Source organism: Nocardia yunnanensis (genome assembly GCF_003626895.1).
Lineage (GTDB): Bacteria > Actinomycetota > Actinomycetes > Mycobacteriales > Mycobacteriaceae > Nocardia > Nocardia yunnanensis.
In genome coordinates, this window is sequence record NZ_CP032568.1 from 7,162,097 (window position 1) to 7,185,239 (window position 23,143).

Here is a 23,143-nt window from a genome sequence, read left to right on the forward strand (position 1 = left end):
GCGAGCGAACGAGAGTTATTGGGATGAACCGCAATTCGATACCGCCGGGCTATCAGCCGAACGACGAGCTGTGGACGCAGAACACCGAGGTGTTCGCGGCGGTCGGGGACGACCACGAACCCGCGCCCGCCCGCCGCAAGGTGTCGAACACCGGCAAGTACGCCATCATCGGGCTGAGCGCGACCATCGTGGTGGCGCTGGCGGCCATCGGCGCGCTGTTGCTCTCGCGCGGCGGCGGCTGGGACGCCATGCCCAACGCGGCGACCGGTCCCGACACACCGCATGTCGTGCTCACCCCGCCGGCGTCGAATCAGGTCACTGTCACCGGCGCGCCGCCGTCGACGCATTACACCACCGTGGATCCGCCCACCGCGGCCTCCTCCACCACCTCGAGCACCCCGACCACGACGGCGGCGGTGCTGCACGCCGCGTGCACCCAGCCCGGCCAGACCGCGGCCGCCGCCGACGGCACCATGCTGACCTGCGATGTGGCCGGGGACGCGGGCACGTTCTGGATGCCGGTCAAGCCCGCGGTCGGATTGCCGTGCACCGCCGCCGAATCCGGCACGTTCGGCTACTCCAACACCGGCGCGCAGCTGGTGTGCGCGCGGCGCGCGGGCTCCGCTCCGCCGGTCTACGGCTGGGACAGCCCCGGCCCCATCACCAGCGGCAAGCACGAGCCCGGCCAGATCTGCAATCTGAAGAAGGACGTCATCGCCCAGACCTCGTCCGGCCGCGCGGTCTACTGCCTGCCCGCCGACGGCTCCACCAGCCCCTACATCGGGGCGTGGAAACCGCAATCCTGATCGCGGGCTGAATCCTGATCGCGGGCTAACCGAGCAGCAAACCCGCGGCGAGGCCCGTCATCACCAGGGCGATCACCGAATCCAGAATGCGCCACGCCTTGGGTTTCGCGAACACCGGCGCCAGCAGCCGGGCGCCGAAGCCGAGCGAGACGAACCAGATGAGGCTGCCCGCAATGGCTCCCGCGGTCAGAAACCAGCGATCCGGGGTCGCGTAGGTATTGGCGAAGGAGCCCAGCAGCACCACGGTGTCGAGGTAGGCGTGCGGGTTGAGCCAGGTGACCGCCAGGCAGGTGGCGATGGCCGCGCCCAGGGCCAGGGGCGCGCCGCCGCCCGCGGACAGGCCCCCGGCGGACAGGGCGCGCTTGGCCGCGAGGCCGGCATAGCCCAGCAGGAACGCCGCGCCCGCGTACTTGGCCACGGTCATCACCAGCGGAGCCGAGTTCACGATCGCACCGAAGCCGGTGACGCCCAGCGTCATCAGGATCACGTCGGAGGTGATGCACACCGCCACCACCGGCAGGACATGTTCGCGTCGGATGCCCTGGCGCAGCACGAAGGCGTTCTGCGCCCCGATCGCGACGATGAGCGAGAGTCCGAAACCGAGTCCTGAGATGGCCGCCAGGGCCGCCGACGATGCGTTCACCCCTCGAAGTTAGGACAGCTGTCCAGTACCAGGCCAGCTAAAGATTCTGAGGCACCATTACGATTCCTTAATATGGATCTGCAGCTCGACCAACTGCGCGCCCTGGACGCGGTGATCAGCGAGGGCACCTTCGACGCCGCCGCCCGCAAACTCAGCGTCACCCCCTCGGCGATCAGCCAGCGCATCAAGGCGCTCGAGGACGCCGCCGGCCGCATCCTGGTGCGGCGCACCAAACCCGTGCGCCCCACCGAATCCGGGCTGACCGTGCTGCGGCTGGCCCGCCAGATCCAGCTGCTCACCGGCGACACCGCCCGCGAACTCGGCGACGCCCACCAGCCCACCGACCGCCCCGTGGTGATTCCTCTTGCGGTGAACGCGGATTCGCTGCAGACCTGGGTCATCGACGCGCTCGGCCGGGCCGCGCAGGGCATCTGTTTCGAAGTCCACCGCGAGGACGAGGAGCACACCACCGCCCTGCTGCGCGACGGCACCGTCATGGCCGCCATCACCTCCACCGCCGCCCCGGTCCAGGGCTGCACGGTGCGGCGGCTGGGCGCGATGCGCTATCACCCGATGGCCCAACCGGAATTCGCGCGCACCTGGTTCCCGGATGGCCCGACCGCCAAGGCATTCGAGCGCGCGCCCGTGGTGCTGTTCGACCGCAAGGACGATCTGCAGTTCCGGCTCATGCGCCACTACACCCGCAAGCCGCTGGATCCGCCGCGCCATTACATCCCGTCCTCGGCGGGATTCAACGACGCGGTGCGAGTGGGGCTGGGGTGGGGCATGATTCCCGACATCATGATTCGCCCCGAGGATCGGTTGGTCCCACTCGATGAGCAGGTTTTCGTCGACGTTCCGCTCTACTGGCAACAGTGGAAGCTGGATTCGCCGGCATTGAGCCTGGTCGCGGCGACGGTCGCCGAGGTGGCGGCGCAGACGTTGCGCTGAGAACCAGGTACCGGATGACGGGGGGCGAATCGGGGTGCCATAGTCGATGGCATTCCGGTCGGCCAGGAAGGAATTTCGTTGTCCCAAATCGTGCGCGGCGTCATCGCACGCTCCAAGAACGCTCCCGTGGAAGTCACCGATATCGTGATCCCGGACCCGGGTCCGGGCGAAGCGGTGGTCCAGGTGCAGGCCTGCGGGGTCTGCCACACCGATCTGCATTACCGCGAGGGCGGCATCAACGACGAATTCCCCTTCCTCCTCGGCCACGAGGCCGCGGGCATCGTGGAAGCGGTGGGCGAGGGCGTCACCGATGTGGAGCCCGGGGATTTCGTCATCCTCAACTGGCGGGCGGTGTGCGGCTCCTGTCGCGCCTGTCGCAAGGGCAAGCCGTGGTACTGCTTCTCGACATTCAATGCGGCACAACCGATGACGCTCACCGACGGCACCGCGCTCACCCCCGCGCTGGGCATCGGGGCGTTCGCCGAGAAGACCCTGGTGCACGCCGGGCAGTGCACCAAGGTCGATCCGAGCGTCTCCCCCGCCGCCGCGGGCCTGCTGGGCTGCGGGGTGATGGCGGGGCTGGGCGCGGCCATCAACACCGGCGGGGTGAGCCGTGGTGATTCGGTCGCGGTGATCGGCTGCGGCGGGGTCGGCAATGCCGCCATCGCGGGCGCGAAGCTGGCGGGCGCGACCACCGTCATCGCCGTCGACATCGACGAACGAAAGCTGGAGTGGGCCACCGGTTTCGGCGCCACCCACACCGTCAACGCCGCGAAAGAGGATGCGGTGGAACGGGTTCAGGAACTCACCGACGGCTTCGGCGCGGATGTGGTGATCGACGCCGTCGGTCGCCCGGAGACCTGGAAACAGGCCTTCTACGCGCGCGATCTGGCGGGCACCGTGGTGCTGGTCGGCGTGCCGACCCCGGACATGAAGCTGGAGATGCCGCTCATCGACTTCTTCTCCCGCGGTGGGTCTTTGAAGTCCTCGTGGTACGGCGACTGCCTGCCCTCGCGCGACTTCCCGTACCTGGTCGAGCTCTACCAGCAGGGCCGGCTGGATCTGGACGCCTTCGTCACCGAGACCATCGCGCTGGGCGAGGTCGAGGACGCCTTCGCCAAGATGCACCACGGTGACGTGCTGCGTTCGGTGGTGGTGTTCTGATGGCCCACATCGATCACGCCGTCACCGTCGGCACCTTCACCCTCGACAACGAGACCTTCGACGTCGACAACAATGTCTGGGTGGTGGGCGACGATCTCGAGTGCGTGGTCATCGACACCCCGCACGATGTCGAGACCATTCTCGACGTCATCGGCGGCCGGACGGTGAAGGCCATCCTGCTCACCCACGCCCACGACGACCATGTCCGGGTCGCGCCCGAATTGTCCAGGGCCACCGGCGCTCCGGTGCTCATGCATCCGGAGGACCTGGTGCTGTGGCGGCAGACGCATCCGGAGGTGAATCCGGACGGGGAACTCTCGGACAAGCAGGTCATCGCGGTCGGCGGCACCGAACTGCACGTGCTGCACACCCCCGGGCACGCACCGGGGGCGGTCTGCTTCCACTCGCCCGATCTGGGTGTCGTGTTCACCGGTGACACGCTGTTCCACGGCGGCCCGGGCGCGACCGGTCGGTCGTACTCGCACTACGGCACCATTGTCGAATCGATTGCCGACCGCCTGCTGACCTTGCCGCCGGAAACCCTGGTGCACACCGGCCACGGCGAATCCACCACCATCGGGGACGAATCCCCGCAGCTGGAGGAATGGCGAGCCCGCGTCAGCTGAGCGATCTTCGGTGGTCCGGTCCCGGCGCCCCCGTCGGACCGGACCACTGTCAAGCTCCCTAATCAGCCCCCAAAACCCGGCGCGCCCGCGCCGGACACGCCGGGTTCGCCCCATTTGCCTTCTCATTCCCAAGATTTTCCCAGGGAATCCGCGCCTAGAGTTGTCCATGAGAAAACTGACAGCCGCGCTGACCCTGACGTTCGTGCCGCTTCTCGCCCTGGGTTGTTCCACCTCGTCTGGATCCGGCTCGGTCAGCAAGAGCGATGTACAGAGCAAGGTCAGCAGCTTCTACAAGGACAAAGCACACGAGAACGCGAAATCCGTGTCCTGCGACGGGGATCTGCCCGCCAAGGTCGACGCCACCCAGAACTGCACGGCCACCGCGGCCGACGGCCAGACCTGGGCCGTCACCACGAAGGTCACCAAGGTGGACGGCAAGGACGTCTACTACGACATCAACCTGACCGACGATTTCGTCGCTCCCGACGATGTCGCCTCCAGCGTCTCGAACTTCTATCAGCAGCAGGTCGGGTCCGCCCCGCAATCCTCCACCTGCAACGGACTGTTGCGCGGCGCCACCGGCTCCAGCATCCGCTGCGTGGTGACCGAGGCCGACGGCACCCGCTGGGGTGTCACCGCCAAGACCACCAATGTCGAAGGGACCAAGGTCAACTACGACATGATCCGGGACGATCAGCCCATGCCGTGATCCCGGACGCGGAGGTGTGCCGGCTGGAATCCGCGATTGTCACCAGAGTGTGTTTCAATACGACGGTTTCCAGTTCCACCCAGGGGGGATCGTCAGCTTGTCCATGCCCGAATCACCTTTCGGCACAACCCAATCCATGCCGGATCCGCGGCAGGCCGCGCAATTCGCGCACGCCAACGGCGTCTACTGCCGCTACTGCGGCGCCACGCCCGCGGTCGACCTCGACTTCCGCGCGCACCGCGGCATGGTCTTCATCATGCAGTTCCGGAAACTGCCCGGACCCTATTGCCGCGACTGCGGGCTGGCGTCCTTCCGCAAGATGACCGGCGACAGCCTCGTGCAGGGCTGGTGGGGACCGATGTCGGCGATCATCGCCAATCCGGTGACCCTGCTGATCAACACCGTGAACCGGGCGCGGCTGCAACAGTTGCCGCCGCCGATCCCGGGCGCGCCGTCGCTGCCGATGGATCCGGGCCGCCCGCTGTGGCAGCGCCCGTCGATCATCGGCGCCTTCCTGCCGTTGGGGGTCCTCGCGCTGATCCTCGCCGGGGCGGCGAACGACTCGCACTCGTCGTCGAATCGCGGCAACTATTCGTACACGCCCACGAGCACCTATGCCCTGCCGAATGTGCCGGTGCATCCGTCGGTTCCGGCGGCGCCGACCACCCAGCCCGCCCACGACGCCAAGTCGGCGAAGGTCGGGGACTGCGTGTGGGACCAGAACGGCGACATCGCCAAGGACAACCGGCCCAGCGTCCAGGTCGTGCCGTGCGGTGACCCGCGAGCCCAGGCCACCGTGGTGGCCCGGCCGACCGGGGCGAACGCCGGCGACCAGTGCGATGACAATTCGTCCGACGTGGTCATCACGCATTCGACAAGTGTCGGCGGCCTGCCGGAGGTCGTGGATTTCGCGCTCTGCTTGCTGACGAGGTAGGCGCCGCGCGGCGTCAGCGGCAGGTGTCGAGGGTCGCGGTGGCGAGCTCGCGCAGCACGTCGCCGACGTCGCCGCGGGCGCGGAAGGCGTTGAGCTGCCGGCGCGCGCCGTTGCCGCGGATCAGCAGCGCCGCCAGCTGCTCGGTGACGAAGTCGAGGTCGCCGAGTTGTTCCAGGGCGGGCCGGATGCGCTCGACGAAGCGGTCCAGCAGTTCGCGGATCGGCACCATGCGGCCCTCGACCGGGTCGATGGCCGGGCCGTCGATACCCTCGTGCGCGGCCTTCCAATAGGCCGCGCGCAGTGTGGCTTCCGGGACGTTGGGCACGAAATCGGTGGTGCGAGCGGTCATCGCGCAGGCGCGGATCAGCGTGGCCAGCAACGCCGTCTCCTCCACGGTGGCCGGGACGTCGCTGACACGCACCTCCACGGTGGGAAAAGTGGTGGAGGGCCGCACATCCCAGTACACCATCTTGCGATCGAGGATGATGCCCAGCGACAGCATGGATTCCACCGCGCTGTCGAAGTCGGCCACCGAGTCGAAATGCGGTGGCGGCCCGGCGCTGGGCCAGCGCCGCCACAGGATGTTTCGCCAACTGGCGTAACCGGTTTCGCCGCCGTGGTAGATGGCTGAATTGGCGGTGAGCGCCAGCAGCAGCGGAAGCCAGGGGCGCAGGAAGTTGCTGATCCGCAGCGCGGCCGCCCGATCGGGGACGGCGACGTGCACGTGGCAGCCGCACAGTCCTTGCTCGCGCGCCACCCGGCCGAACTTCACCGCGATGCGCCGATAGCGCGGGGTGGCGGTGATCGAGAGTTCGTCCGACAGGGTGGGCGGCACCGCGACGGCCAGCAGCAGGGCGTCGTTCTTCTCCGCGGACGCCGCCGCGCCCCGGCGCAGTTCCCGCAGTTCCCGCAACAGCCCGGCGGTGTCGGTGTGCACGTGGGTGCTGGTCTCCACCTGACACCGCATGATCTCCAATTGCAGGTCCATGGCGAGGTCCGCCGCGGTGCGGACGACATCGACATTGCGGCCGACCGGCGCACCGGACAGCGGATCCACGAGGAGGAACTCCTCTTCGACACCAACCGTCGGCGGGGCATCCACGCTCTGGTTATACCTCGTGCGGCGGCATTCGACACCTGCCGGAACGGTCTTTTCCGGTGCGCCCGCGAGCCCACCTGTCGGTGGGATGGATCACAATGCCGATATGGCATACGACGAGGAACTCGCGGCGCGGGTGCGCGACGCGCTCGGACCCGACCTGCCGCACGCGGTGGAGAAGAAGATGTTCGGCGGCCTGGCCTTCCTGCTGGGCGGCAATATGGCGGTGGCCGCCAGCGGGCAGGGCGGCCTGCTGGTTCGCACCGATCCCGACACGTCGGCGAGCCTGGTGCGGCCGGGCTCGGTCGAGACCATGGTGATGGGCGGGCGGGAGGCACGCGGCTGGTTGCGCGTCAGCACCGAGACGGTCGCGGACGACGAGGCGCTCGACGAGTGGGTCCGCCGCGGGGTCGACTACGCCAAATCGCTACCGCCGAAATAGCGAGGGGCTAATCGTGTGCGCCGCGGCACAGTCGCGGCGACGGTGTGGTTCGCTTCACCGAATTCGACGGTGCGCCAAGCTCATTGCCCGAATCCTTCACCCCGTCTTTACACCGCACCACGGCGGTGAAACCTCGGTCGCGCAGTGTGGTGAACATGAGGCAAACCGAGATACACGCGCTGGCGTGCGAAGTGTGCGGTCGACTGCCCCACCCCCGGCGCACCCGCATGGCGCTGGCCAAGCTGGGCGCGGTGTTCCCGGTCGAGCTGGTCCTGCACGCCGTGGTCATCCATCTCGAATTACCTTATCTGGCAGCGGTTCTCATCCTCGCCGTCACCGCCACCATCCTGGTCATCTGGGTGGTGGAGCCGGGCGCGATGCGGTATCTGAGTCGCTGGCTGCACGGTCCGGAACTGCGCCACCGGCACCGTCTCGACAGCGCCGAGCGCTTGTGGCGGATCCGGGTGCGCCTGGACGACAAGCCCGGCCGGCTCGAGCTGCTGGCCAAGCAGCTGGCGGATCGGCGGGCCAATATCCTCGCCGTGCACGTGCATCACCTGGAGAACGGGGTGCTCGACGAGCTGGTGGTCTCGACACCGGCCGCGGTGGACCCGCAGCGGCTCACGCACGCGGTCTCGCGGGCGGGCGGTGTCGCGGTGGGTATCTGGCCCGCCTCGGCGCTGACCCTGGTCGACGGCCAGACCCGGGCGCTCGGTCTCGCCGCGCGGGTGGCCGCCGATCCCGCCGAATTGCCGCTGGTCATCGCGGAACTGCTGGGCGCGCAGTATGTTCCGGCGCCGGACCCGGAGCGGGTCCCCGGCGGCACGCTGCTGGAGATCGCTCCGCCCGATGGGCTGGCGGCCATGACCTTCCTGCGGACCGGGGAACCGTTCACGCCCGCCGAGATCGCCCGCGCGCACCGGCTCACCGATCTGGCCCTGGTCGCCGCCCGGCAGTGAGGCCGGCGGCTTTCGTACCGCGTAGTTTCACTCCGTGGCAGACTGCCTGATGCGTCCGTGCGCGGCGGGCGCGCCAAGGGGTTGGTTGATCGATGAGTTCTCGGCGCAGCGGTGCTCGACGTGACCGGTTGGATGTGGGCGGTAATCCGCCCGCGCGCAAGATGATTCGCACTGCCAAGCTGGCCTCGCTGCCGCTGGCCTTCACCGGGCGGCGGATCGCGGGGGCGAGCAAGCGCGCGCTGGGGCGACCGGCGGACGAGGTGGATCGCGAGATCCAGCGGCGCACCGCCGAGCACATGGCCGAGGTGCTGGGCGAGTTGAAGGGCTGCGCCGCCAAGCTCGGCCAGATTCTCGGCATCTACGAGTTGGCGTTGCCGGCGGACCTCGCGCAGCCGTATCGGGTCGCGTTGAGCCGGTTGCAGGACTCCGCGCCGCCGATGCTGCCCGGCACGGTGCACGCGGTGCTGGCCGAGACGTTCGGTCCGGACTGGCGCGGGCGCTTCCGCGAGTTCGACGATCGCCGCGCCGCGGCGGCCACCATCGGGCAGGTGCATCGCGCCGTCTGGCACGACGGCCGCGCGGTCGCGGTCAAGGTCATGTATCCCGGCGCCCGCGCCGCGATCGACAGCGATCTGCGGCAACTGCGTGGATTGTCCTGGCTGGCACCGGTTTTCGCGCCGCATGCCGACGGCTCGGCGGTGATGGACGAGTTCGCCGAATGCGTGCGCGCGGAACTGGATTTCGCCGCCGAGGCCCGCAACCAGCGCCGCTTCGCCGAGGTCTACGCCGACGATCCCGATTTCCGGGTGCCGCGGGTGGTGACCCAGCGCGGCGATGTGATCGTCAGCGAGTGGCTCGACGGCATTCCGCTGTCGCGGGTGATCGCCTCGGGCGCGCAGGCCGAGCGGGACCGGGTGGGGATGCTGGCGATCCGGTTCTTCTGGTCCTCGGCGCCTCGGTCCGGTCTGCTCTACGGCGATCCGCACCCGGGCAATTTCCGGGTGCTGCCCGATGGCCGGCTGGGGGTGGTGGACTTCGGCGCCTGCTCGCCCTGGCCGCCGCCGCAGTTTCCGGCGCTGGTGCACGATCTGGCGGACGCGCTGATGAACGGCGGTCCGGCCGAGTTGGACGCGTTCGCGCGCCGGCACGGATTCCTCGACGGCCAGCGCGGTTTGGACAGTGCCGCGCTGGCGGCGAAGCTGCTGCCGTTCACCGAGATTCTGCGTGCGGAGACCTTCCGGGTGGATATCGACTGGCTGCGCGAGCGCACCCGCGATGCCATGAGTCCCAAGTTGAGCAATGCCTATCGGCAGCTCGGCGCGCCGGCGTATCTGATGCCGTTTCACCGGGCGCTGGTCACCTTGTTCGGACTGGTGGCCCAGCTCGGTACGACGGGTCCGATGCGGGCGGAGATCCTGCGCTGGTCACCGGAATTCCGTGCGGTGATGGAACGGCACGGATCCCAGACCGGGCAGCCGACGGATCTCGCGGCCGTGCGGCTGCGGCGGGCGGACCGGCCGCCGAGATCACTGTCGCCGCAAGGGTCTTGATCACTGTCCCAGACAGACTTACCCTGGAGGGTGGGCGCAGCGCAGCGCCTCGAAGTCTGCCCGGAAGGTCCCCACCGCCGTGACCAATGCATCCAAAGACAGGTCGGCAGCGACACTCTCGGTTCCCGATCACGAGGTCGCCGTCATCGGCGCGGGACCCGGGGGTATCGCCGCGGGCGTGAAACTCAAGCGCGCCGGGGTCGCCGATTTCGTGATCCTGGAGCGTGCCGACGAGGTCGGCGGCAGCTGGCACGAGAACCGCTACCCGGGGCTGGAAGTCGACATCCCGTCGCTGGCCTATCAATACTCGTTCGCGCGAAATCCCCACTGGAGCAGGCTGTTCGCGTCCGGTCCCGAGGTGAAGCGCTATCACATGGCGGTGGCGCGGCGCTTCGGGTTGTATCCGCACCTTCGATTCGGGACCGAGGTGGTCGCCGAGGAGTGGGACGAGGACTGGCATCGCTGGAATCTGCGGCTCGCGGACGGCGGGGTGACGACCGCGCGGTTCGTCATCAGCGCGGTCGGCGCGTTCATCAGTCCCAAGCTGGATCCCGGGATCGCGGGGCTGGCGGAGTATCGGGGCAAGATTCAGCGGCCCTCCGACTGGGACGACTCCTACGATCTGACCGGCAAGCGGGTCGCCGTCATCGGCACGGGGGCCAGTTCCGTGCAGATCACCCCGTCGATCGCGGGCGCGGTCGGCAGTCTCGCGGTGTATCAGCGCACCCCGGTGTGGTGTGTGCCCAAACCGAATCCGCGGATTCCGCGCGCGGTGCGGCTGGCGCTGCGGGTGCCCGGGGTGCAGGCGGGCGTGCACGGTGCGGCACTGGTGGCGGTGGACGCGGCGCTGCGGACCATGTCGAGCGCGCCCATGCCGGTGGTGCGCCCCGCGCTGCGCGCCTTCGACGCGGCGGCCATTCGCGGCTATCGCGGGATGCTGCGACTCATGGTGCGCGATCGCGAGATTCGCGAGGGACTGACCCCGAATTACGGGCCGATCGCCAAGCGGCCGACCGCCAATACCGGGTATCTACTGGCGTTCAACCGGCCGACGGTGGATCTGGTGACCACGCCGATCGAACGATTCACCGCGCATGGCATCTGCACCGTCGACGGCGCGGAACGCGAATTCGACATGATCGTGCTGGCCACCGGCTACCACGTCTTCTCCGATCCGGAGACCTACACCCCGGGCCTGGTGGTCGGCCGGGACGGGCTGGATCTCGGTAAGTATTACGCCGAGCGGGGATTACAGGCGTACGAGAGCGTTTCGCTGCCCGGCCTGCCCAATCGGTGGACGCTGGTGGGGCCGTACTCGTGGTCGGGCAGCGGCTGGCATGCGTTCGTGGAGATGACGGCCGACCATGCGGTGCGGGCGATTTCGGAGGCGCGCCGGCGTGGGGCGACCGTGGTGGCGATCCGGCAGGAGGTGCACGACGCCTACCATCGGCGCATCTACCGTCGCGGTGCGGCCATGCGCTACTACCTGTCCGAGTTGAACGCGCACGTGCCGACGTACTACCGCAATTCGCACGGCGACAGCACCTATATCCGGCCGACCGGGTTCTTCTCGGCGCGGCGCGCGCACCACCGATTCCCGCTCTCGGATTACGCATTCGACCGTCTGACCGCTTGATCCTGCTCGACAAGGAAGTCGCGCCCATGTTCGAACTGCCGAAAACCGTCCGGGTCGCGCTCGGCGCGGCGAGTTACGGGATCAGCGATCGTCGTCTGACCCCGGCCGTGACCGGCAAGGTGATTCTGGTGACCGGGGCGTCCTCGGGTGTCGGGCGGGCCACCGCGCACCGGCTGGCCGCCCATGGCGCGACCGTGATCGCCGTCGCCCGCCGGGCCGCCCTGCTCGAGCAATTACGCACCGAGACAGCGGGATTCACCGGCTCCGTGCATCCCTATCCGGCGGATCTGTCCAATCCCGACGACTGTGCGGCGCTCATCGAGCGCGTACTGGCCGAGCACGGGCACATCGATGTGTTCGTCAACAATGCCGGTAAGTCCATTCGTCGCTGGTTGTCGGATTCCCTGGACCGCTGGGACAATGTCGAGGACACGGCGCGCATCAACTATTTGGGACCGGTGCGGTTGGTGCTGAGTTTGCTGCCGTCCATGCGGGCGCGGCGCGACGGGCACATCGTCAATATCAGCACCGCGGGTGTGCACGCCCCGGCCGTCGGCTGGACCGCCTATATCGCCACCAAATCGGCGTTCAATGCCTGGATGCGCGGTGCCGCACCGGAATTGCGGGCCGACGGGATCAGCGTATCCACGGTGCATCTGCAGTTGGTGCGCTCGGACATGCTGGGGCCCTACCGGATCTACCGCTACACCCCGAGCATGTCCACCGAGGAGGCGGCGAGCCTGGTGTGCCGGGCGATCGTGGATCGTCCGCTGGCCATTCGCCCGTGGTGGGAGCGGGCGGCCGCGCCGGTCTCCTACGCGCTCGACAATTCCCGTGCGGCGCAACGGATGTTGACGCTCTACGCCAAGGCCGGCAACTGGAACAATCGGCCCGTCGATTGGGCGGGGCCGATCGGGCGGGTGGAGCAGACGGCCAATCTGCTCGACGACGCGGTGACAGTGGCGGGATGGCTGCCGGCCAGCGGGGTGCTGGGCTTGCTGCCGCCTTCGCGTATTCCACAGTTGGCCTTTGCTTTACGTGACGGTGCCGGCTTGGCGACGACGCTGTCGGCGTTCGCGGCGCGGTTTCCGGATCGCCCCGCCATGATCGACGACGACGGTCCGGTGACCGCGGCCGAGCTGGATCGGCAGGTGCGACGGCTGGCGGCGGCATTGCGGGCGCGCTGGGACATTCGGCGCGGGCAGCGGGTCGGGGTGCTGTGCCGCAATCATCGCGGTTTCGTGGTGGCGGCATACGCGGCGGCGCGATTGTCGGCGGATCTGGTGCCGTTGAACTACGGGTTCGCCGGGCCGCAGATCGGGGAGGTGCTGGCGCGCGAACGTGTCGAGCTACTGCTCTACGACGGCGAGTTCCACACGGAGATAGCGAAATCCGGGTATCGCGGGCGACGGGTGGTGGTGCGCGGTGCGGCCGGTGGGCTGCCGACGATGGCGGAGCTGGTCGCGGCGAGCGGGCCGCCGGTGCGGGAACCGGCCGCCGGGGGATCGATCATTCTGCTCACCGGCGGCACCACCGGGGTGCCCAAGGGCGCGCCCCGGCAACTGGGCTGGGGCGCGGCGCGGACCGGGATGCCGGGGTTGCGTCCGCGGATGGTGCTGGCGATCGCGGATCTGGCTCGGGTGCAACCGATTCCACGGTTGGGCGAACCCATGGTCATCGCGCCGCCGCTGCATCACACGTATGGTTTCCTGGCGCTCGTGGCGGCGTTCCTGATGGGGTCGACCGTGCTGGTGCACGAGCGGTTCGACGCCGCGACCGTGCTCGCCGATATCGAGCGGCATCGGGTGCGGATCGCGTGCCTGGTGCCGACCATGCTCCAGCGGATCATGGCGTTGCCGCCGGCCGCTCGGCGCGGCTACCGCGTCGACAGCCTGCAGATGGTGGTGTGCGGGGCCGCGCCGTTGCCGCCGTGGCTGGCGACGGCGTTCCTCGACGAATTCGGGGACGTGCTGTTCAACGGGTATGCCTCCACCGAAACCGGTGCGGGAACCATTGCGACACCGGCGGATCTGCGGGCCGCGCCCGGTACCGTCGGACGGCCGCCGACCGGGATCGTGGACATTCGCATCGTGGACCGGGAGGGACGTGAGGTGCCGGTCGGGGTGATCGGGCGCGTGGTCAACAAGAACCCGAGCATGTTCCACGGCTACAGCGACGGCCGCACCAAGGAGATGGTCGACGGCTATATGGATTCCGGGGATCTCGGGCATTTCGACGCCGAGGGGCGGCTCTACATCGATGGGCGCTCCGACGACATGATCGTCTCCGGCGGTGAGAACGTCTTTCCGCAGGAGGTGGAGGAGGCGTTGCTGGCGCATCCGGCGGTCGCCGACGCGGGCGCCGTCGGGGTCGCCGACGACGATTTCGGGCAGCGGCTGGCGGCGGCCGTGGTGCTCGAGGACGGGCGCGGCACGAGTGTGGCAGCGCTGCAACGACATATCAAGGCGACGCTGGCCAACTACAAGGTGCCGCGCGACATCGTGTTCGTGCCGGAACTGCCGCGCACGACGGCCGGCAAGCTACGGCGGCAGCAATTGCCCGAGGTCATCGCGCGGGCGCGGGCGGCGGCCGCTGTCGCGCCGGACGCCGCGCTCGGATCCGATCGGTCGTCGATATGAGGTGTGCATCATGAGCTCTGCCAATGGTTCTCGGGTTTCGCCGGATCACGAGGTGGTGATCGTCGGGGCCGGTCTGGGCGGGATCGGCGCGGGCGTCGCGTTGCGGCGGGCGGGGATCGACGATTTCGTGTTGATCGACAAATGGTCCAAGGTCGGCGGCACGTGGCTGGCGAATACGTATCCCGGTGTGGCGGTGGATGTTCCGTCGCCGGTGTACAATTTCTCGTTCCAGCCGCGATCACAGTGGTCGCGGTTCTTCGCGCCGGGCGTGGAATTGCAGCGTTACGCCGAGGAAGTCGTCGACCGGCAGGGGTTGCGGGACAAACTGCGGCTCGGGTCCGGAGTGGTGCTGGGCGTTTTCGACGAGGAGCGAGATCGGTGGCGGCTCACGCTCGAGGACGGGGCCGAGGTCACGGCGCGCTATGTGATCGGCGCGGTGGGCGGGCTCGAGCAGCCGCACAATCCGGATATTCCGGGGCTTGACACGTTCACCGGCAAGATCATGCACAGTTCGCGGTGGGATCACGACTACGACTATCGGGGCAAGCGGGTGGCGGTGATCGGCACCGGAGCGACCGCGCTGCAGCTGATACCCCGACTGGCCGAACAGGTTTCGCAGCTGACGGTGTATCAGCGGCGGGCCATCTGGATCGGGCCGAAACCGGACTTCGCCATGGGCCGGCTCGCCAACGCGATGCTGAATATCGCACCGTTGCAGTACGCGATCCGGGCGATCGGGAATGTGAGCGTCAACGCCGGGTTGGGGGCCGGGCTGGCCATCTCGAATTATCCGCGCATCACCTCGGCCGGGATGACCGCCGCCGAAACCTTCATGAAGGCTTATCTTTTCAGCCAGGTGCGGGATCGCGAACTACGCCGCAAGCTGACGCCGGATTACCGTTTCGGGTGTAAGCGGCCGTCGGTCTCCAACGATTACTTCAAGACGTTCACTCGCGGGCATGTGGATCTGGTGACCGAGGCGATCGAGCATGTCACGCCGACGGGTGTCGTCAGCGCCGACGGGCGGGAACGGGAATTCGATACGGTGGTGTGCGCCACCGGATTCAAGGTGATGGAGAAGGGTTACACGCCGCCGTATCCGATCTACGGATGTGACGGGTTGGAACTCGGTGAATTCTGGGACACGCACCGATTCCAGGCGTATCAGGGGGTTTCGGTGCCGAAGTTCCCCAACGCGTTCCTTATCGTCGGACCGTACGCGTTTGCGCCGGGCTCCCATATCCCGCTGATCGAATCCACTTCCGCGCACGCGGCGCGGGTGATCAAGGAGGCGCGGCGGCGCGGGGCGTCCCGCGTGGAGGTGCGCCAGGAACCGCACGATCGCTACTTCGCGCGCATGGACGCGCGGGCCAAGAAGACGCACCTGTTCACCCAGGGCTGCCTCACCTCGAACACCTACTACATCAACTATCAAGGCGACGGTGCGGCGTTCCGCCCCTCGACCCAGCTGGAAATGTACTGGGAGAACCGGCATTTCCCGTTGGACGACTACCGGTTCACCACCTCGGTGCGCGAGCCTCAGGAAGCGGTCCCCTGATCCTCCCGCTCGGCCAGCTCCGCCAGCCGATCCACCGACGCCCGCAGCTTCTCCGAGGTCGTCGCCCGCGCCCGCACCTCCCGCTTCTCGTCCGCGAGATTCGTCCAGTCGTACGTGTGCGTCACCCGAGTCACGTTCTCGCCCACCGGCTCCAGCTCCCACCGCCACAGATGCCCCGGCGGCCGCTGCCCCGGCTCCGCCGGCAACCAGGCGATCCGCCGCCCCTCCTCGAACTCCACCACATGATTCTCCCGAACCGCCCCCGTGGTCAGCGTCATCTCGAACACCTCCCCCACCCCCCGAACCCGCTGCCCCACCCCACCCGCACTCAAATTCTCGTTCCCATCCCACTCCGGCTGCCGAGCCGGATCCGCAATCAACTCGAAAACCCGCCCCACCCCCGCCCCGATCTCCCGCCCCGCCGAAACCACCCGATCCCCATCACCTTGGCTCATCCCCCCATAGAACCACCCCACCCCCAATCCCGCCACGTTGCAAACGGCCCGCCCCCGGGCCCGGACGGCTGGGCCTGCGGCTATTGAAAGAACTCGCGCAAGATGTTCGCGACCGGGGTGAAGTCATCGGGACTGTGGGTCAGCCCAGGCAACGACACGAATCGCGAATCCGGCAAGGCCGCGTCGAGCGTCTCCATGCTCGCGGGGCCGTACCGATCACTGGCCGTGCCGGCCAGCAGTAAGGCCGGAGTGTTCATGGCACCCCAACGGCCCGAGTCCGGGTCCATGGCGGTAATACATTCCAGATCAGCGATCAGCCCAGCCGCCCGATCGGCCATCGCCGCCCCCATCTTTCCCAGCATGCCCTCAGGAACCGGCTGATCGAGGATAGCTTTGAAGAATTCGACGACCGCCTCGCCAGGATCATCGGCGACAAGCTCCCGAGCACGCTCCAGGGTCGCCCGCAACGGACCACCCGCGAAGACCAGCGGCGCTTCGTACAGAGCGAATCTCCGAATGTTCGGGATGTCCGCGGCAAGGGCTTCCAAAGCAACCAGACCCCCAGCCGAGTGCCCAAAGACGAAGCTAGGTCCACCCTGAAGCTCGAGCACAGCACCAAGGTCCTCAACCTGCCGCGCGAAAGTGCGTGGTCCTGAACCATTCCCACTCGGCGCATAGTCCCGCCGCCCAACGACCACCACCCGATAATCCCCGGCCAACATCTCCGCCATCGGCAAGTAGTTCTCCACCCTCACCAACGCCCCATGCAGAATCACCAACGGCGGCCCGTCACCGAGCGTATGGAAGAGGATGCGCGTCCCATCCGCCGATATGACACTCTCAGTCGTCGCCCACATACACCCATCCTGCGCCCACCTCCCCGCGACACTACTGTCAACCGAGGTACGGAGTCGGCCGGCGTTCGAGGTGATGAGCCAGCCTGAGGCGCTGCGTGGGATGTATGTCGAGGCCGTCCAATTCGTCAGGCGCGACAAAACGCAGCTCGACGGATTCATCGGAAATGGCGAGTTCACCGCCGACGACTTCGGCGCGAAAACACACGTTGAACTGCCGCCGAACCTCACCGTCGCTATAAGCGATCACATGTCGGGGGTCGGTGTAAGTTCCTACGAGGCCGGTGATTTCGATATCCAACCCGGTCTCTTCTTTCACCTCTCGCACTGCACACCCCGGCAAGCTGTCACTCATCTCCATGCCTCCACCGGGCAGCGCCCACAGCCCGTTATCGGCCCGCCGCTGGAGCAGAATCCGCCCGTCGCCATCACACACCACGGCGCTGGCGGCGACCACCAGGCTGTTCGGCTCCGGTGCGGCAGGATCGTCATAGAACTCAGTGCGCGCCACTCACTTACCCTTCCACCGGCCGGCCCGCCTGCCAGACCGAATCGAAACTGTTGCTGTATGTGTCGAACAGACCGTTGTCGAGAGTACGACGCAAATGCCAGACCGGTGCGCCGTAGGCGTTCACGCCCCACACATGGGCATTGACCACCATGTCCTCGTCAGCGCGGTAAATGCTGTTGTAGAGCGTCGTACCGTGCGTCCGCAGCTCGATTCCCGGAGTTGCCAGCAGCGGCCGATAATGCATCAACGCCAGACGGCAACGGGACTCGATGCCGTGGCCGAACCTCTCTTCCTCGCCGCGCTGTCGCACATTGTCGCTGTCGGCATCACCGACCGCGATTCGCACGGCGCAACCCGACTCCGCCCGTTCGACCAGCAGGTCGTTCAGCCGCGGATACGCCTCGTGCAGGAAGACCGCCGCATAGACGAGAATGTCGATTCGTTCATGCGCTGCCGCAAACAGATTCACGAACAACGATGCGGGAACATCGGCCCTCTGATCGTAGAGGGCGACCAATTCGGCGCTCACCGCACGTGCCGACCGCACCTGCCTCAGAGCCGGCCACAGCGTGTGCACATCTTCGCGGAGCGCCTCCGCGGCCCGCAGTGCGGTGTGCCGCCGAGGCACCCGCCCGAGATTCACCCATCGTTCAACTGATTTCGGATCCACACCGGTCGCCTCGGCCAGACGGGCCTGAGTCCAGCCGCCGGCCACCATTGCAGCACGCAACCGCTCGTTAGCCATAGGGACGTTGTACACCCATGAGGACGTCCCGAAGTGGGAAACGTACGAGGTTCCACCGTCCCGATGATCAACGAGATGCTGGATACCACCGAATCACCGCGAACAGACAGGGGTGGACCATGCGGTATCGACCGGCCGCGCTCGGATACCTGCGGACCGACGTCTCTGGGGTGAGCCAGCTGTGGGATGAACATCAAATCCGTTCGCTCGCAACTCGACTCGGCTATGACTTCTGCGGGACGATCGTTTTCGACCCTCGAACCGAACAGCACCCGTTGGCACGAGTCAGGAACCAAGCAAGGCGGCTGCGCGCCGAAGCTGTTATCACGCCCAGCCCGAACCATTTCGCCAACGGGACGGTCCCTGGCGACCTGGTCAAGCAGTTGGACGTGATCACGGTTAACCCGGAAGCCACCTATGCCCGCTGGTCCACGGGTCTCGTCGAGACCGATCAGAGTTGAAAGAAGACGTCCAGGTATATGCCTGCCGGAGTTAGATTTTGGGGATGGGTGGTGATTTTCGGGCGGATCGGATCGGGAGTGCTTGGCGGGGGGAGAATCCTACGGTGTTGCGGAGGGTGGGGGGTGGGTTTGTGATGATTGGGGAGGTGCAGTTTTTGCCGGGGTATGCGTTGTTGCTGACGGATGATCCTGGGGTGCAGCGGTTGTCGGATTTGCCGCGGGTCAGGCGGCGGGGGTTTTTGGAGGATATGGATGCGCTGGCGGAGGCGGTGGAGCGGGCGTGCGGGCGGATGGATTCGGGGTTTCGGCGGGTGAATGTGGAGATACTCGGGAATTCTGAGCCGTATCTGCATGTGCATGTTTGGCCTCGATATGATTGGGAGCCTGCGAATCTGGTGCGGGGGCCCGTGTGGCTGTATCCGGCGGAGAACTGGAGCGATCCGCGGTATGCGCTTGGGCCGCAGCATGAGCTTATCCGCGGGTTGATACTCGAGGAATTGGATCGGATTCGGGGTTGAGGACTGGCCGGGCGCGTCGGTGGCGGTCTGCCCGGAATCCCCTTGACACATGGGGGCAGAATGGGGCGGGTGACGGATCGACAGGTTGTTTCTTCGGGTGCGGTGTGGGAGCCGATCGTGGGCTATTCACGGGCGGTGCGGGTCGGGCAGTGGGTGTCGGTGGCGGGGACCACCGCTGCGGCCGAGGGTGGCGGGGCGGTGGGTGGTGACGATATCGCTGAGCAGACGCGGGAGGCGTTGCGGCGGATTGCCGCCGCGCTGGCCGAGGTGGGCGCCGGGGTCGAGAATGTTGTTCGCACAAGGATATTCGTCACCGACATCAGCCGGTGGGAAGAGGTCGGCAAGGCGCACGGCGAGGTGTTCGCCGATATCCGGCCGGCCGCCTCCATGCTGGAAGTCAGCGCGTTGATCGACCCGGAGCTCCTGGTGGAGATCGAAGCGGACGCGATCGTGCCCTGACACCCGGTCGCGCCGGCGATCGTGCCCTGACACCCGGTCGCGCCGGCGATCGTGCCCTGGCCCCGGTCGCCCGCGATCATTCCGGAACGGCGCTGCGCGTCCACAGGCCGCCGGGTGCGGACCGGGTGGCGGCAAAACCTGGTTCCAGGTCGAGGACATCCATCAGACCGGGGTCCTCGTCGATAGCGTGGTGAAGGTGCCCGATATGGCCTTTGCTGCCCGCATCGGTGGGGCCGATCAGCTGCCACAGGCCGTCGTCGGCGTCGTGGCTCACGTACAGGATCGGTTCCTGCTGTTCGAAGACCTCGGGCGTCTGAATGCAGCGGGTTCCCATGAGCCAGTGGCGCATCCAGCGCGCCCGCGGATCCCGGTCCATGACGTTGTCGACCACCCACCAGATGAAGGGCAGATCCTCGTGCGCGCGAGCCTGCTCGGCGGTCAGGTCCGGGCCGCCCTGGGGAACATTCTCGAACGGATCGTCGATCAGGCCGAAGGCGTGCGCGCCGTCACGCTCGAACGCGACAGCGTGGAAGGTCGCGCCGCCGGGATTCCAGGCCCCGATGCCGATGCTGAACCGGCCGGCGTGCGGGTCGGCACCGGTCGTCCAGCCGAACGCGTAGGACGCGAGTTCGCCTCGCGGACCGATGAATTCGCCGAATGCGCGGCGGTCCATCCCCGTGGCGTCGGGAGACGGCACCTCGATCAAACGACCCGGAATTACCTGTACATCCACGAGCTGACCCTACCGGCTCACCCTGACACGCCGTTTCGCCGTATTCGGGTCACCAGGATTCGATCAGCGGCGGCTCGTGCGCGATGGCTGCCCACTGCCTGTTGGCCCGGGCCAACTTGTCGGGGTTGACCTGGGTATGAATGGCCGCGATGCCGTCGGCGGTGAGGTGCATGGTGAGCACGCCTGCTACTTGGTCGTTGTTCACGAGTACGACTGCAGGGCCGCCGTTGGCCAGGCCGAAGTGGAATACCGGGTTGCCGCCGACCAGGTCTCGTTTGTGCTGGTTCGGGCGCAGGATGCCGCGGAGGAAACGGGCGACGGCGAGCGCACCCACGATCGGGTTGTCCAGCGACGGCAGGCGGCCGCCGCCGTCGCCGATGTGGAAGACCCCTTCCGACAGCATCTGCACCAGCGCATCGGTCCGGCCGCTGAGCGCCGCGGCGAGGAACTCCTCGACCACCTCACGCGCGCGAGCCTCGTCGATCTCCGCGCGGGGCTTCTCCAGCGCCACATGCTGTTTCGCCCGCCGCAAGATCTGCTGGCAGTTCGCTTCGGTGAGCTCGAGCATTTCCGCTATCTCGGCATGCGAGTACCCGAACGCTTCGCGCAGCACATACACGACGCGTTCCTTGATCGAAAGCCGTTGCAGCACCGCCAGCATCGCGATCGACACCGACTCCCGTTGCACCACCGTCTCATCCGGCCCCAACATCCGGTCGCCGGCCAACACCGGTTCCGGCAACCATTGCCCCACATAGGATTCCCGCCGCACCCGAGCCGACCCCATCTGCGTCGAACACACATTCGTGAGCACCTTGGTCAACCAAGCCTCGGGATTCTCCACGGCGTCCCGATCCGTCCCCGACCACCGCAAAAAAGTGTCCTGCACAGCATCCTCGGCATCACTGGCCGACCCCAGAATCCGATAGGCGATCGCCTCCAACCGCCCCCGGCACCCCTCGAACACCTCGACCTCGCGCACACCGAGCATGCCCCCAGTCAACCACGCCGCCGCCCCCTGCATACGAGGCGAAGTACCGTGCATCGCATACGCCACACCGGCCGTAGATCGCCGCACGGCCCGGCATTTCGATCGCGCTACTGGGCGCGAAGGTCGTCGATGCGTTGGCGGAGGTGGTCGAGGAGTTTGTCGGGGTCGTCGAAGGTGGTGGGGTCGATGGGGGTGCCGAAGTGGAGGGTGACGGGGTGGCGGCGGTTGAGGGTGGCGCCGCGGCGGAGGGGGAGGACGCCGTCGGTGCCGACCGTGGCTACCGGGATGATGGGGACGCCGGTGGTGAGGGCGAGGTGGGCTACGCCCGGTTTGTACGGTTCGTGGTCGCCGGGGGCGACGAGGCGGCCTTCGGGGTAGATGAGCAGGACGCCGCCGTGGCGGAGGATCTGTTCGGCTTGGGCGGTTGCGGCGCGGCCGGATTCGGCATCGCGGCGGACCACGGGGATTTGGCCGAGGCGGCGCACGAGCCAGCCGATCACGGGCCAGGACCAGAGTTCGGCCATGGCGATGGCCACGGCCCGGCGACGCAGTGCGCCCCAGAGGAAGACGGCGTCGAGCATGGAGATGTGGTTGCTCGCCACGATGACGGGCCCGGTCTTGGGGACATGGTCGCGGCCGATCACGGTGACGTGCACGAAGTTCGACCAGGCGAGGGTGCGCAGGACGCGGCGGACCAGGTGGGTGGTGAGCCAGGCGCGTTTGCCCAAACCCTTCGGGCGGCGAGGTGTGTCGGTCATCGGTCTCCCATTTCGGCTATCGGGCAACGCGTTTCATCCTCGCCGCCCAAGGGCGAGCCCACCACCGCAGAACTACTCGAGGATGCGCGAGAGCACGGAACATAGCGAATGGCTATAACGGCATTTCAGGCGTAGCCTGGAGGTTGCCGCATTCACGGCAACTCGGAAATTCGAAGCGACAAAGGCTCGTGTGCTGCCATGGCCGGAAACTGGTGGCGTAACACCGTACTGCAACAACTGTCCCGATCGCCCGCGAGCGCGGCGGTCACCTTCCTCGCCCTCGAGGATGGTAGCGAGGTCATAACTTTCCCCCGACTCAACTGGGCCGTGGTGCTGACCGCGTTCGTGGCCGTGCTGGCGCTCGCCGTCGGCCTGCTGGTGCTGGTGAGTTCGGCGCATTTCGACGAACCGCAGTCGCCGATACCGACGACCTCCGCGTGCGCGCCCATCTGCATCGCCCCGACCTGACCGCTAGTGCCGTGTCAGGCAACGTTCGTTAGGTAATCGGGTCGGCGGATCTTGGATCCGACGGCGAAGTCTCGGACGGGGCCGGCGTGTTGGTTGCGCCAGCGGACGTAGGTGCCGATCGCGTCGTCCTGGATCGCTCCCATCACCCGCATCCTCAACGCCTCCTGCTGCCCCGGGGAAAGCCTGCGCATGTCCACCCGAAGATCATCACCCACAACCGAAACATCAAGCAGCGCAACCGATTCGTTTCAGATCAATAACCACTAACTTGCCTCTCCGACAGCAGAATTCGCGGTACATCGACGACTGTTCCGGATCGATCATCGTCAGAAGCGCCGGGACGCCATCGGCGTCCCGGCCTTCGTCGCCAGCACCGGTGGCTTCGATGTCAGGAGGCCACTCGAGCCGAGCGCCCGCCATCCCACGGATGGCAACCTTGCCGTAGATCCCGGCGAGCGCCCGCTACGCCAGGCG

Annotated in this window: 25 protein-coding genes; 15 read left to right on the forward strand and 10 right to left on the reverse strand. The window is 67.4% G+C overall.

The genetic code is table 11. From position 1 onward, the window contains the following. Window positions 1-23 precede the first annotated feature (23 nt). The gene (locus D7D52_RS33485) at window positions 24-806 is read left to right on the forward strand and encodes a hypothetical protein (RefSeq protein ID WP_120742865.1); all 783 of its coding nucleotides are present in this window, start codon (window positions 24-26) and stop codon (window positions 804-806) included. 25 nt (window positions 807-831) lie between these two features. On the opposite strand, the gene D7D52_RS33490 is transcribed toward D7D52_RS33485, so the two are convergent. Beyond that, the gene (locus tag D7D52_RS33490) at window positions 832-1,449 is read right to left on the reverse strand and encodes a LysE/ArgO family amino acid transporter (protein WP_187703071.1); all 618 of its coding nucleotides are present in this window, start codon (window positions 1,447-1,449) and stop codon (window positions 832-834) included. A 72-nt stretch (window positions 1,450-1,521) separates the two neighbouring features. Between D7D52_RS33490 and D7D52_RS33495 the strand changes: the two genes are divergently transcribed. The 5 genes from D7D52_RS33495 to D7D52_RS33515 all read left to right on the forward strand — a co-directional run bounded on the left by D7D52_RS33495 (window position 1,522) and on the right by D7D52_RS33515 (window position 5,833). Then, complete coding sequence (locus D7D52_RS33495) at window positions 1,522-2,400, forward strand: LysR family transcriptional regulator ArgP (RefSeq protein ID WP_120742867.1); 879 nt, start codon at window positions 1,522-1,524, stop codon at window positions 2,398-2,400. Window positions 2,401-2,478: 78 nt separating this feature from the next. Then, on the forward strand, window positions 2,479-3,564 hold the full coding sequence (locus D7D52_RS33500) for an S-(hydroxymethyl)mycothiol dehydrogenase (protein WP_120742869.1): 1,086 nt from the start codon (window positions 2,479-2,481) through the stop codon (window positions 3,562-3,564). Continuing rightward, window positions 3,564-4,190: an MBL fold metallo-hydrolase gene (locus tag D7D52_RS33505; protein ID WP_222932727.1), complete on the forward strand. Its 627-nt coding sequence runs from the start codon at window positions 3,564-3,566 to the stop codon at window positions 4,188-4,190. The genes D7D52_RS33500 and D7D52_RS33505 overlap by 1 nt, the downstream gene beginning before the upstream one ends. 166 nt (window positions 4,191-4,356) lie before the next feature. Beyond that, the gene (locus D7D52_RS33510) at window positions 4,357-4,899 is read left to right on the forward strand and encodes a DUF4333 domain-containing protein (RefSeq protein WP_120742874.1); all 543 of its coding nucleotides are present in this window, start codon (window positions 4,357-4,359) and stop codon (window positions 4,897-4,899) included. Window positions 4,900-5,002: 103 nt separating this feature from the next. Then, window positions 5,003-5,833 (forward strand): LppU/SCO3897 family protein, encoded by an 831-nt coding sequence (locus tag D7D52_RS33515; protein WP_162958726.1) that lies wholly within the window; start codon window positions 5,003-5,005, stop codon window positions 5,831-5,833. Window positions 5,834-5,846: 13 nt separating this feature from the next. Here the strand turns inward: D7D52_RS33515 and D7D52_RS33520 are convergent, their stop codons facing one another. Further along, window positions 5,847-6,935, reverse strand: coding sequence for a glutamate--cysteine ligase (locus D7D52_RS33520; protein ID WP_120742878.1), 1,089 nt, complete (start codon window positions 6,933-6,935; stop codon window positions 5,847-5,849). 103 nt (window positions 6,936-7,038) lie between these two features. Between D7D52_RS33520 and D7D52_RS33525 the strand changes: the two genes are divergently transcribed. From D7D52_RS33525 to D7D52_RS33550, 6 genes are all read left to right on the forward strand, one after another. Further along, a complete protein-coding gene (locus tag D7D52_RS33525) occupies window positions 7,039-7,374 on the forward strand; it encodes a TfoX/Sxy family protein (protein WP_120744663.1) in 336 nt (111 codons plus the stop codon). Between the two features lie 155 nt (window positions 7,375-7,529). Then, a complete protein-coding gene (locus tag D7D52_RS33530) occupies window positions 7,530-8,333 on the forward strand; it encodes a putative antibiotic biosynthesis monooxygenase (RefSeq protein WP_120744664.1) in 804 nt (267 codons plus the stop codon). A gap of 92 nt (window positions 8,334-8,425) precedes the next feature. Further along, window positions 8,426-9,883 carry an ABC1 kinase family protein gene (locus D7D52_RS33535; RefSeq protein ID WP_162958727.1) on the forward strand — a complete coding sequence of 486 codons (1,458 nt, stop codon included), beginning with the start codon at window positions 8,426-8,428 and terminating at the stop codon, window positions 9,881-9,883. 79 nt (window positions 9,884-9,962) lie between these two features. Then, on the forward strand, window positions 9,963-11,519 hold the full coding sequence (locus D7D52_RS33540) for a flavin-containing monooxygenase (RefSeq protein ID WP_120742880.1): 1,557 nt from the start codon (window positions 9,963-9,965) through the stop codon (window positions 11,517-11,519). Continuing rightward, window positions 11,516-14,158, forward strand: coding sequence for an SDR family NAD(P)-dependent oxidoreductase (locus D7D52_RS33545; protein ID WP_120742882.1), 2,643 nt, complete (start codon window positions 11,516-11,518; stop codon window positions 14,156-14,158). The genes D7D52_RS33540 and D7D52_RS33545 overlap by 4 nt, the downstream gene beginning before the upstream one ends. 10 nt (window positions 14,159-14,168) lie before the next feature. Then, window positions 14,169-15,716, forward strand: coding sequence for a flavin-containing monooxygenase (locus D7D52_RS33550; RefSeq protein ID WP_120744666.1), 1,548 nt, complete (start codon window positions 14,169-14,171; stop codon window positions 15,714-15,716). Here the strand turns inward: D7D52_RS33550 and D7D52_RS33555 are convergent. The 4 genes from D7D52_RS33555 to D7D52_RS33570 all read right to left on the reverse strand — a co-directional run bounded on the left by D7D52_RS33555 (window position 15,698) and on the right by D7D52_RS33570 (window position 18,281). Further along, window positions 15,698-16,171, reverse strand: coding sequence for an SRPBCC family protein (locus tag D7D52_RS33555; protein ID WP_120744667.1), 474 nt, complete (start codon window positions 16,169-16,171; stop codon window positions 15,698-15,700). The genes D7D52_RS33550 and D7D52_RS33555 overlap by 19 nt on opposite strands. An 80-nt stretch (window positions 16,172-16,251) precedes the next feature. Then, entirely contained in the window at window positions 16,252-17,028 is a 777-nt protein-coding gene (locus tag D7D52_RS33560; RefSeq protein ID WP_162958728.1) for an alpha/beta fold hydrolase, read from the reverse strand. 37 nt (window positions 17,029-17,065) lie between these two features. After that, window positions 17,066-17,536 (reverse strand): NUDIX hydrolase, encoded by a 471-nt coding sequence (locus tag D7D52_RS33565; protein ID WP_120742886.1) that lies wholly within the window; start codon window positions 17,534-17,536, stop codon window positions 17,066-17,068. Window positions 17,537-17,540: 4 nt separating this feature from the next. Further along, entirely contained in the window at window positions 17,541-18,281 is a 741-nt protein-coding gene (locus tag D7D52_RS33570; RefSeq protein WP_120742888.1) for a helix-turn-helix domain-containing protein, read from the reverse strand. Between the two features lie 119 nt (window positions 18,282-18,400). Between D7D52_RS33570 and D7D52_RS33575 the strand changes: the two genes are divergently transcribed. Both D7D52_RS33575 and D7D52_RS33585 read left to right on the forward strand, forming a co-directional pair. Next, on the forward strand, window positions 18,401-18,742 hold the full coding sequence (locus tag D7D52_RS33575) for a hypothetical protein (RefSeq protein ID WP_120742890.1): 342 nt from the start codon (window positions 18,401-18,403) through the stop codon (window positions 18,740-18,742). A 587-nt stretch (window positions 18,743-19,329) separates the two neighbouring features. Continuing rightward, entirely contained in the window at window positions 19,330-19,719 is a 390-nt protein-coding gene (locus D7D52_RS33585) for a Rid family hydrolase (protein WP_425464588.1), read from the forward strand. A gap of 76 nt (window positions 19,720-19,795) precedes the next feature. Here the strand turns inward: D7D52_RS33585 and D7D52_RS33590 are convergent, their stop codons facing one another. The 3 genes from D7D52_RS33590 to D7D52_RS33600 form a co-directional block, all read right to left on the reverse strand. Then, window positions 19,796-20,452, reverse strand: coding sequence for a hypothetical protein (locus D7D52_RS33590; protein WP_120742896.1), 657 nt, complete (start codon window positions 20,450-20,452; stop codon window positions 19,796-19,798). A 49-nt stretch (window positions 20,453-20,501) separates the two neighbouring features. Next, complete coding sequence (gene sigJ, locus D7D52_RS33595) at window positions 20,502-21,443, reverse strand: RNA polymerase sigma factor SigJ (protein ID WP_120742898.1); 942 nt, start codon at window positions 21,441-21,443, stop codon at window positions 20,502-20,504. Between the two features lie 107 nt (window positions 21,444-21,550). Continuing rightward, entirely contained in the window at window positions 21,551-22,201 is a 651-nt protein-coding gene (locus tag D7D52_RS33600) for a lysophospholipid acyltransferase family protein (RefSeq protein ID WP_120742900.1), read from the reverse strand. A gap of 198 nt (window positions 22,202-22,399) precedes the next feature. Here D7D52_RS33600 and D7D52_RS33605 point away from each other — a divergent pair, with 198 nt between their 5' ends. Then, the gene (locus D7D52_RS33605; protein WP_120742902.1) at window positions 22,400-22,669 is read left to right on the forward strand and encodes a hypothetical protein; all 270 of its coding nucleotides are present in this window, start codon (window positions 22,400-22,402) and stop codon (window positions 22,667-22,669) included. A 14-nt stretch (window positions 22,670-22,683) separates the two neighbouring features. Here D7D52_RS33605 and D7D52_RS40060 read toward each other — a convergent pair whose 3' ends face one another. Further along, window positions 22,684-22,812, reverse strand: a complete 129-nt coding sequence (locus tag D7D52_RS40060; protein WP_281279150.1) for a hypothetical protein — start codon at window positions 22,810-22,812, stop codon at window positions 22,684-22,686. Between the last annotated feature and the right edge of the window lie 331 nt (window positions 22,813-23,143).